The organism is Paenibacillus sp. 01T422 (genome assembly GCF_056398785.1).
This window is the reverse complement of the sequence record NZ_JBFTQB010000139.1, coordinates 1-9,554: the sequence shown is the minus strand read 5'-3', so window position 1 is coordinate 9,554 and position 9,554 is coordinate 1. Positions and strand designations below refer to the sequence as shown.

The following is a 9,554-nucleotide window of genomic DNA, read 5'->3' as shown; positions in this document are numbered from 1 at the left end:
GGTCTAATCATGTTTGTGTGGCTCATTGGGAAAGTCGAGCAAGTGCCGGTTATCTCCAAATGGTCGGAAGCTCTCTCGCAATTTGGCAGCAAACTGACGCCAACACCAACAGCTATTAAAAAAGAACTGTAAACAAATAAAAGCGACCAGCATAAGAACCTGCTGTCGCTTTTTCTCGTAGAGGAGACGGAACTATGAAGCTGCACAAAGGGGAGACGCTATTCCGCCAAGGGGAATCAGGAGGCTTGTACCGGCTTAAAAGTGGACTGCTCAAAATCGTCCGTGTACACGAAGACGGCCATGCCACACTCGTCAATATCATTGTGCCGGAGGAGACGATTCCTCACCATTCTCTGATTAGCCCCAAGCCTTATTACGGGACGGCGGTCGCACTGGTAGCAAGTGAAATTGAAATCATTTCATCCGAGGAATGGTACCGTGGGTTGGATGACAACCCTGAGCGCTTTCGCATCATTGCGCAGCAGCTGCAAGAGAAGCTAAGGATGATGCAGCAGCGCATTGATCAATTGACCGAAGTAACACCGACGGTGAAGTTGCAAAAGCTAGAGCAGTGGATGCACAATTATCTAGGCACCACGGTTCTAACTGATGTGCTGACGCAAGAAGAGATCGGCCAATTGATCGGGCTGCGGCGGGAGACTGTGAATCGGCTCCTAAGGGAGAAAGTTGCGAAATTATAGGCTTCCGGCAGGACCGAAAAACTCAAAGTGTCGATCCTCTTCCGGGATCCCCCACTCACGCAGGGCGCTGTTTACAGCTTTCATGAAGGGAACAGGACCACAGAAATAGAAGCTTGCCGCGGACGTAGGCACAATGCTTTGAAGCCAGTCCAGACTAATGTGACCTTCTTTATGAAAAGAGTTCTCTGTCCGATCCGAAGCCGTGGGTTTATCGTAGCACCAATAAAAGCTCAACGCGGGATACTCTAAAGCCAGCTCCTCAATATGCCCCTTGAAGGCATGATGTTGACTGTTCTGAGCGGCATGAATGAACGTCACTTGACGCTCGGGATTCGTGGCAGCCAGTGTTTGCAGCATGCTAACTATCGGTGTCAATCCCACACCGCCGCTGATGAACACGATAGGACGGGTATCTTGTTGATCGAGGGTGAAATCCCCAGCTGGCGCAGAGAGCAGCAGAGCATCGCCTTCTTTTGTCCCATGGTGCAGGAACATCGAAACTTTCCCGTCAGGACGGTCTGCAATCAGATCTTCCCGTTTCACTGAAATGCGGTAATAGGGCTTTCCTGGAGCGTCGGAGAGGCTGTACTGGCGGATATGCTGGTACTCGTCGCCGGGAATCGCAAGCTTGACGCTGATATATTGCCCCGGTTCAAATGTAGGGAGTGGAGCCCCGTCCTCAGGCATAAGATAGAAGGAAGTGATCACATCGCTTTCCTTCACCTTCCGAGCAATTCGAAAACGTTTGAAATCCGACCAGCCGCCTTTTTGACTTTCTGTTTGGTGGTACATATCTGCTTCAACTCCGATAAAAGCATCTGCGATGATGCCATAGGCCTCGGCCCAAGCCTGCAGAATCTCTGGCGTAGCCGCTTCTCCGAGCACTTCTTGAATGGCGGCAAGCAGATGCTGGCCAACAATCGGGTAATGCTCAGGCTTCACTCCAAGGCTGCGGTGTTTATGAGAAATTTGTTTCACAACTGGCAAAATGGCTTCAAGCCGGTCAATATGCAGCGCAGCCGCGTAAACCGCATTAGCCAGAGCTGTTTGTTGTCTGCCTTGTTTTTGATTAGCATGGTTAAATATGTGAAGCAATTCGGGGTGTGAAGTGAATAACATTTCATAGAAACGTTTCGTAATGGATGTACCATGTATCTCTAATACAGGAACTGTGGATTTAATGATCTCAATGGACTGTTGACTTAGCATAGGAATCGCCTCACTTCGAAAAGTTTTGTTGGGTATGAGGTAAGTATAGTAGAAAGCAAGTGGATGAGGTGTGATTGTAATCACATGAAAAGACAACAATCTGTGTCTGTATTCATTTCAATCTTTTTCGCGTTATACTAGAAATGAACAAATTTCCATATCATTATAAGAGACAGGAGCGCATAGATGCCTGACTGGTCTTATCATTCGATATTTAAACCATTATTGTTTTGTTTGCCTTCCAAGATCGCGAGGGATCTCACTCTACAGACGATGGGCGGCCTGAGCCGCATGCCGGGCGGTACCCTCGTTATCAAAACGATGGGGCATTTCGAGCAGTCGGCCGTGCTGCAAGACGAACTCGCGGGGGTGCCCATATCGTGCCCCGTCGGCTTGAGTGGAGCGCTCGATCCCGAGGGCATCGCGCACAAAGCGCTGGCCCAGCTCGGAATCGGCTTCATCGAGCTCGGCCCCGTCACGGTGCGCGAGGTGCGCTGCGACGCGCCTATCGAGCGCGTCCCCGAGCAGGAAGCCATCGTGTACCCCGATGGCTACGCCAACGCTGGCGCAGACGCTGTCGCGCAGCGGTTGAGCAAGGGCACGGGGCATCGCCTGCCGCACTTCGTGCGGCTGCGGCCGATGCCGGGCAGCACGCCGCGCGAAGCGCTGCTTCAGCAGCATGAGCTGCTGGAGAAGCTGGCGCCGTACGCGGCGGGCTTCTACATCGATGGCCTCGCCGAAGGCTGGCCACCGGAAGAAGCTTTGGCGTACCTCAGCGAGGTTCGCCAGTTAGCAGCAGCAGCGGGCAAGCCTGCGCTGCTGTATGTGCCGCCGCAGCTCCCCGAAGGGATGCTGAGGGAACTAACCGCCCAGCTGGCGAGCTGGAGCGGGGTCGTCGTCGGCGAAGCGCTGCGCGAGGAGGGCAGCCGCCGCATCAGCGTAGGCGGCCGTGTTGTCCTCAGCGCACAGCTGAGCCTGGTTCGCCGACTCCGCGCAGCTGGGGCGGCCACGATCGTTGCGGCTGGCGCGGCCAGCCAGCCGCAGGATGCTCTGGAGCTGCTGGCCGCAGGCGCGTATAGCGTGCAGCTGCACAGCGGGCTGGTCTACGCTGGGCCAGGGCTGCCTAAGCGAATGAACGAAGCGATCCTATATGAGCGCATTCGTGAAACAGAGGAGCCGGAGCCGCCGTCGTTTTGGGCAAATTGGGGCTGGATGAGCTTACTCGGCATTGCCATGATGATTGGCGGCGTGCTGGCTTGGCTGATCGCCTCAACCAGCGTACTTTTGCCTTATGATGAAACCTTCCTTGGCGTGAGCCGGAGTGTCATAAATCGATTTAATGGGCATATTATACATTTCATGTCCCATGACCGTATTACCTTGGCAGGGACAATGATCTCGCTGGGCATTTTTTATTACCAACTAGCAACCCACGGTTTGCGGTTAGGCTCGCATTGGGCTCGTACCGCACTCCTTGCCTCATGTACGGTAGGCTTTAGCAGCTTCTTTCTGTATCTGGGTTATGGCTATTTCGATCCGCTGCATGCCATCGCTGCCGCAGTGCTGCTTCCTATGCTGCTCCTCACCCTGCGGGGGCTTAAGGATTATCCCTCACGGAAGCCGCCGGGCTTACGAAATGACGCCGTCTGGCGCAGAGCCCAGTGGGGACAGTGCTGCTTCGTCGTGCTTGGGTTTGGTCTGGCGATAGGCGGGTTGACCATTGCTTTCGTCGGGATCACTCAGGTATTCGTACCGACCGATTTGGTGTATCTAGGTGTAACCGCGCAGCTGCTTGCCGATTGGAACGAGCATCTTATTCCACTAATCGCGCATGATAGGGCTGGGTTTGGGGGCGCACTATTTTCATTGGCTGTAGCCATTGCAGGTTCAGCGCTCTGGGGAGTGAACCAAGGCGAAAGCTGGCTGTGGTGGACGTTCCTGTGGGGTGGATTACCGGGCTTTGCTGCGGGATTGCTGGTCCATTTTCATATTGGCTATACAGATTTCATTCATTTGCTACCCGTTTATATAGCTGTGCTGCTGTATGCGTTTGGCCTCTACCTGATGTRCCCGTTTCTGGTTCGGAGGGCAGGTAAAGGGGCGGAAGTGCCAGTAACAGCAAGACCAGCGGAGGAAACATTTTAACTTAAAGGCAGGTGCAGCTTGATGGAGAAACTAGCTCTTATTTCAGATATCCATGGCAATATGCCTGCATATGAAGCGGTCATGCACGATATTCAGGAGCGGAATGTGACGCAAATCATTTGTCTCGGCGATCTCGTCGGCAAAGGACCGCATTCCGAGCAGGTCGTGGATCGTGTACGGGAAACCTGTGATGTGGTGATCAAAGGAAATTGGGATGATTTCATCGGGAACAAGGCGACGGACCCGATTTTACTTTGGCAGCAGGAACGATTAGGGAAAGAACGAACGACGTATTTAAAAGGGCTGCCTTTTTCCTATGAATTCTGGATGAGCGGTAAGTTTGTGAGATTGTTCCACGCTTCACCAAGGAGCGTCTATGAACGTATCCAGCCCTGGGATTCTATGGAGAGTCGCTTGTCGATGTTCGAATCCTCCGAAGCTTGCGGAGATCCCAGGGAAGCGGACGTTGCAGGTTACGCCGATGTCCACAATGCTTTTCTGCAAATTCTCAAGGGTCGGATGCTTTTCAATACAGGCAGCGTAGGCAATCCGCTAGATATGACGCAGGCTTCTTATGTCCTCTTGGAAGGGCATTATCACAGTAAACAGCCCGGTACGTTTAACCTTCAACATGTGAGGGTGCCCTACGATATCGAGCTTGCTGTAAAGCATGCCAAGGATGAGATGATGCTTGATGCCGATGCTTATATAATGGAGCTTCGCACGGGGCAATACCGCGGCCGCAAAAAAACATAAATCAAAAAGGGGGTGTTCCAAAAGGTCAATAGACCTTGAGGGATCAGCCCTTTGATCTATGTTTAGGGCTGATGACGGACGGATCATCGAATCCTATATAAGTTATCCACAATGACCCTGATGTCCGGCAGCTAGAGGTCCACCATTTCTCTGAAAAAGCACATTTCCCACCTGTGGCGGGGCTACGGTCTACCACTTTCTGCAGGGCGACGGGTTGTTCAAACGATCTGCTCGAGGTGACCGAGGAGAGTGGATTGGTCTTGCGGAGATGACCCGCAAGGGGGAAACGTAGCGAACATTTGCTAATGATGCAAAAAGTACAGCAAATTTTCGTATTATCGATGGTTTCGGAGATAATCATGCATTTTGTGCAGTTAATCTCGTCGATACTATCGAAAATAGAGCAATATCGCAATATTTGATGTACATTTTACATCATTCCGTACCTATAGCCGGTTCAGATGGTAATTTACTGCACTTTTTACATCATGTACGACCATCAAGTGTACGTTGAAAAGGGGCTGTCCCAACAGATCAATAGACCTTGAAGGATTAGCCCCTTCTTCATAATTTGTACGTTACATATACCATGGACCAACTGTTCTTCCAATGGATTTAGAGGAAGACAACCCTCCAAATCATCTTGTTCGGATCGTTAACGAAGTTGTGAATCGACTGGATGACAAGATTTTCACATCCGCTTATCCTGGTGGTGGACGATACGCGAAAATATCACGTTCATGTTCATGTAAGAAAAGAGGGCTGCCCTCAAGTAGATTTATCTACTTTTTAGACAGCCCCTTTTTTGTGTTTTTCGTTTAGAAGGTTTTAGTAGAAAAACCTTTAGAAGCTCTTCGCCAAATCCTTGGCCTTAGCAATCGCCTCTTCTTTAATTTGCTCTGCTTTATCAGCGAACTGAGCGGTTCCCTCAACGAAAATCCCTTGGAAGTCGGTAATTCCAAAGAAGGACATAATGATGCCAATATAACGATGGCCCATCTCGATATCTGCTCCAGGACCTTCCGAATACACGCCGCCTCGGGCTTGGATGTGCAGCGCCTTTTTGCCAGGCAGCAAGCCGACGGGTCCGCTTTCCGTGTATTTGAATGTTTTACCAGCTGTACACAGCGAATCAAGGTAGGCTTTCATGATTGGAGGAAAGGAAAAGTTCCACATCGGAGTTACAAAAACGTATTTATCCGCGGCGACAAACTGGTCGGTTAATTCACCAAGTCGAGCCACCTTGGCCTGTTCGTCTTTGCTTAGCGAATTAAATTCTTGGCCGCTCCTTAGTTTGCCCCATCCGCTGAACACATCGGCGTCAATGTGCGGTACTGAGATTTTGTATAAGTCGATTGGAATTACTTCGTCGTTAGGATTAGCTTCCCGATAAGCATCGATGAAGGCTTTCCCTACAGCCATACTGTAGGAAGTCTGATGATCGTGAGGGTGTGCGGTAATGTGTAAGATAGTTGCCAAAGTCGGTCATCCTCCCTAATGTGTTGTGCGCTGTTCAAGCCTTTTTAATGTTCATAAATCGGAAGCAAACTATACGAAGCTAATTCTGGATGACTTTTTAGATTGAGAGGAACCTTGCTAGAAGATCATTCTCAAAATTGTAAACCTCTGTACATTGAGTGGAGGCTCCTTTTGTTATATGATGAAAGACGGTGCTTTTTGGCCTTCAAATGGCGTATATAAATTTTATATAAAGTGAGATGGATGAAATGATGAAACCTAAGGATTTACTCTATAAAATGCCAGCAGAGTGGACAACACATGAACGCACATTCATTTCATGGCCTGTCCAAGCTTCCATGGTGTATCCGGAAGATCATGCTGTTGTAACAAAAGGCTACGCGGATTTGGTCAAAGCCATCGCGGAATTCGAGCCTGTGACGGTCATTGTAAACCCTTCAGATGCAGATCAAGTTAAAGCGATGTTTACTGAGCCTAACGTTGATTTCCTAGCGATTGAACATAACGATGCATGGTTCCGTGATAATGGACCGACCTTTTTGTTGAACGAGCAGCAAGAGATTGCCGCGGTTAATTGGAAGTTCAATGCATGGGGCGGCAAATACGCGCCTTGGGATCTAGATGATAATGTGGCTCCGCAAATTCTTGAGCATCATGGGGTGAAGCGTTTTGACGCTCCGCTAGTGATGGAAGGCGGCTCCATTCATGTCGATGGAGAAGGCACGCTTTTGACAACAGAAGAATGCTTGCTTAATACGAATCGGAATCCGGAATTGAGCCTTGATTCGATTGAAGAACTCGTTAAGAACTTTGTGAATGTTGAGAAAATCATCTGGTTGAACAAAGGACTCGACGGCGACGAAACGGACGGTCATGTCGACAACATCGCTTGCTTCGCTGCTCCAGGCAAAGTCATTCTGCAAGTATGTAACGACCCTTCGGATGCTAATTATGCGATCACACAGGAAAACCTAGAGATTCTGCGCAATGCGACAGATGCCAAAGGGCGTTCGTTCGAGATTATCCAAATCGAACAGCCACCAATCACATTCTTTGAAGAGCAGCGTTTAACGCTAAGTTATTTGAACTTTTATTTCGTAAATGGCGGCATCATTTTGCCGGTGTTCGGTGGGACAGCTGAGGAGACGGATCGCAAAGCAGAAGAAGTGCTGAGCGCGGCATTCCCGGACCGCAGAATTCGCAAAATCAATGGCATGTCCATTATCAAAGAAGGCGGCAACGTCCACTGCACAACGCAACAAATGCCTGCAAGCCAGAAAGGGTGATGAATTGTGAGAAATGTAAAGGTAGCAGCAACGCAAATGAGTTGTACCACAAACATAGATGAAAACATTCGTAAAGCGGAGGTTTTAGTTCGCCAAGCGGCTGCGAAGGGCGCGCAAATTATTTTGATTCAAGAGCTTTTTGAGACGCCTTACTTCTGCCAAAAAGAAAAGTCCGACTACTACGTGTACGCTACGGAACTAGAGAATAATAAAGCAATTAATCATTTCCGTGAGATTGCCAAAGAGCTTCAAGTTGTACTGCCGATTTCGTTTTATGAGAAAAAGAACTATGCACGCTACAATTCGCTAGCTGTAATTGACGCCGATGGTCAAGTGCTCGGTACTTATCGCAAAAGCCACATCCCAGACGGGCCGGGGTATGAAGAAAAGTTTTATTTCAATCCTGGCGACACCGGCTTCAAAGTATGGAAAACTCGTTACGCCAAAATCGGCGTAGGCGTTTGTTGGGATCAGTGGTACCCGGAAGCTGCAAGAGTGATGGCTTTGATGGGAGCGGAGCTGCTGTTCTACCCAACGGCAATTGGCTCTGAGCCGCAGGATGGCTCCATTGATTCGAAAGATCACTGGCAGATGTGTATGCGCGGACACGCCGCGTCGAACCTGATGCCGGTTATTGCGTCGAATCGCATTGGCAAGGAAGTAGATGAGGATTCCAGCATCGACTTCTATGGCTCATCTTTCATTGCTGGCCCTCAAGGCAACATGATCGAGGAGGCTGGCCGCACGGAAGAGACCGTGCTTGTCGCTGAATTCGACCTGGATCAGTTAGAAATTCAACGGATTGAGTGGGGCATTTTCCGCGACCGTCGTCCGGATCTTTATAAGAAAATTGCTACCTACGATGGAGATCAGGTGCTGTAATTTATGCTGATTCCCTTGTTGAAGGGTATTTTACTTGGGCTCTCGATCGCAGCGCCGGTCGGGCCCATTGGTATTTTGTGCATTCGAAGAACAATCACCTTGGGCCGCTTGCATGGCTTTTTGTCAGGGCTGGGTGCAGCGACAGCGGACGCCTTCTACGCCTTCTACGGCTTCAACGCCGGATTCGGCCTTACGCCGGTTTAGGCATGGGTGGCGCGCAAACCGGCATGGCTGCGGCCATTGCCCTAGTGATTGGCATATTCGCCGGCTCCGCCTTGTGGTGGCTGGCGCTGAGCTTCGTGATCGGGATGTTTCGCGATCGTATCCATGTTTCCGTGTATCGCTGGATTAACCAGATATCAGGTGTCATTTTGACCATATTCGGCCTTGTAGCCATGATAGGGCTGCTCCTTGTGGGGGTAGCCTTTTGTGCTGCGGGAGCGGGAGAGTACGATTTAGCTCATCGCCAGAGATAGTGGTATAATGGGGATAAGAATGGAGTGATCGCGAAATGGACGCTTCTAAATATCAAAAGTATTTTAATCCGGACGCTTTCTGGTCCAAACTGAAAAAAGGCGCTAAAAAGGCAGGAAGCAAAGTGATCTACAGTTGCTTGTTGCTTTATTATGCCGTTGAAAGTCCGCGAACACCACTAAAAGCTAAAGTACAAATCTATGGGACACTTGGTTATCTTATTCTACCGCTGGATCTTATCCCTGATTTGCTGCCAGTTGTTGGCTATGTCGATGATCTGAGCGCGCTTGGATTGGCCCTCGCCGTTGTCGCGAAGAACATTGACGATGATGTGAGGCTCAAGGCAAAGAACAAGCTGCGGGACTTTTTCGGAGATGAAGCTGTGAAGTCCAAGGATATTATCGATATTGACGGTAAAATTGTGGCTGACCAGGAAATGAAAGAAACGCCTGAGCAGCACTAAGAGTTCACGTTGCTGTAACAAAATTCGCCCCGCAGTCTATTACTGCGGGGTTAAATACGATAAATTGCATCAATTTACTAAGTAAAGATAGGTACAATTGTCATTGAAATTGCTTTCGTGGAATCTTCTTCGCGCGATGTAAGGATTAACCTGCAAGGC

At 49.7% G+C, this 9,554-nt stretch carries 10 protein-coding genes; 8 read left to right on the top strand and 2 right to left on the bottom strand.

Features of this window, described 5'->3' with window-relative positions; genetic code table 11:
- The first annotated feature begins 194 nt into the window (after nucleotides 1-194).
- A complete protein-coding gene (locus AC1DUA_RS10590) occupies nucleotides 195-701 on the top strand; it encodes a Crp/Fnr family transcriptional regulator (RefSeq protein WP_477499703.1) in 507 nt (168 codons plus the stop codon).
- On the opposite strand, the gene hmpA is transcribed toward AC1DUA_RS10590, so the two are convergent.
- Nucleotides 696-1,910, bottom strand: coding sequence for an NO-inducible flavohemoprotein (hmpA, locus tag AC1DUA_RS10585; protein ID WP_477499702.1), 1,215 nt, complete (start codon nucleotides 1,908-1,910; stop codon nucleotides 696-698). The two genes, AC1DUA_RS10590 and hmpA, sit on opposite strands and share 6 nt — an antisense overlap.
- Before the next feature lie 537 nt (nucleotides 1,911-2,447).
- On the opposite strand from hmpA, the gene AC1DUA_RS10580 reads away from it, so the two are divergent.
- On the top strand, nucleotides 2,448-4,055 hold the full coding sequence (locus AC1DUA_RS10580; protein ID WP_477499701.1) for a beta/alpha barrel domain-containing protein: 1,608 nt from the start codon (nucleotides 2,448-2,450) through the stop codon (nucleotides 4,053-4,055).
- A 21-nt stretch (nucleotides 4,056-4,076) separates the two neighbouring features.
- Complete coding sequence (locus AC1DUA_RS10575; protein WP_477499700.1) at nucleotides 4,077-4,811, top strand: metallophosphoesterase family protein; 735 nt, start codon at nucleotides 4,077-4,079, stop codon at nucleotides 4,809-4,811.
- Between the two features lie 843 nt (nucleotides 4,812-5,654).
- On the opposite strand, the gene AC1DUA_RS10570 is transcribed toward AC1DUA_RS10575, so the two are convergent.
- Entirely contained in the window at nucleotides 5,655-6,290 is a 636-nt protein-coding gene (locus tag AC1DUA_RS10570) for an FMN-dependent NADH-azoreductase (protein ID WP_477499699.1), read from the bottom strand.
- A gap of 251 nt (nucleotides 6,291-6,541) precedes the next feature.
- Here AC1DUA_RS10570 and AC1DUA_RS10565 point away from each other — a divergent pair, with 251 nt between their 5' ends.
- Genes AC1DUA_RS10565 through AC1DUA_RS10545 form a run of 5 tightly spaced genes read left to right on the top strand, consistent with a single transcriptional unit; the run spans nucleotide 6,542 to nucleotide 9,395 of the window.
- Complete coding sequence (locus AC1DUA_RS10565; protein ID WP_477499704.1) at nucleotides 6,542-7,576, top strand: agmatine deiminase family protein; 1,035 nt, start codon at nucleotides 6,542-6,544, stop codon at nucleotides 7,574-7,576.
- 6 nt (nucleotides 7,577-7,582) lie between these two features.
- Nucleotides 7,583-8,458 carry an N-carbamoylputrescine amidase gene (aguB, locus tag AC1DUA_RS10560; protein WP_477499698.1) on the top strand — a complete coding sequence of 292 codons (876 nt, stop codon included), beginning with the start codon at nucleotides 7,583-7,585 and terminating at the stop codon, nucleotides 8,456-8,458.
- Nucleotides 8,459-8,461: 3 nt separating this feature from the next.
- Nucleotides 8,462-8,662 (top strand): hypothetical protein, encoded by a 201-nt coding sequence (locus AC1DUA_RS10555; RefSeq protein WP_477499697.1) that lies wholly within the window; start codon nucleotides 8,462-8,464, stop codon nucleotides 8,660-8,662.
- A gap of 2 nt (nucleotides 8,663-8,664) precedes the next feature.
- Nucleotides 8,665-8,934: a LysE family transporter gene (locus tag AC1DUA_RS10550; protein ID WP_477499696.1), complete on the top strand. Its 270-nt coding sequence runs from the start codon at nucleotides 8,665-8,667 to the stop codon at nucleotides 8,932-8,934.
- A gap of 35 nt (nucleotides 8,935-8,969) precedes the next feature.
- Nucleotides 8,970-9,395 (top strand): YkvA family protein, encoded by a 426-nt coding sequence (locus AC1DUA_RS10545; RefSeq protein WP_477499695.1) that lies wholly within the window; start codon nucleotides 8,970-8,972, stop codon nucleotides 9,393-9,395.
- Nucleotides 9,396-9,554: the final 159 nt, after the last annotated feature.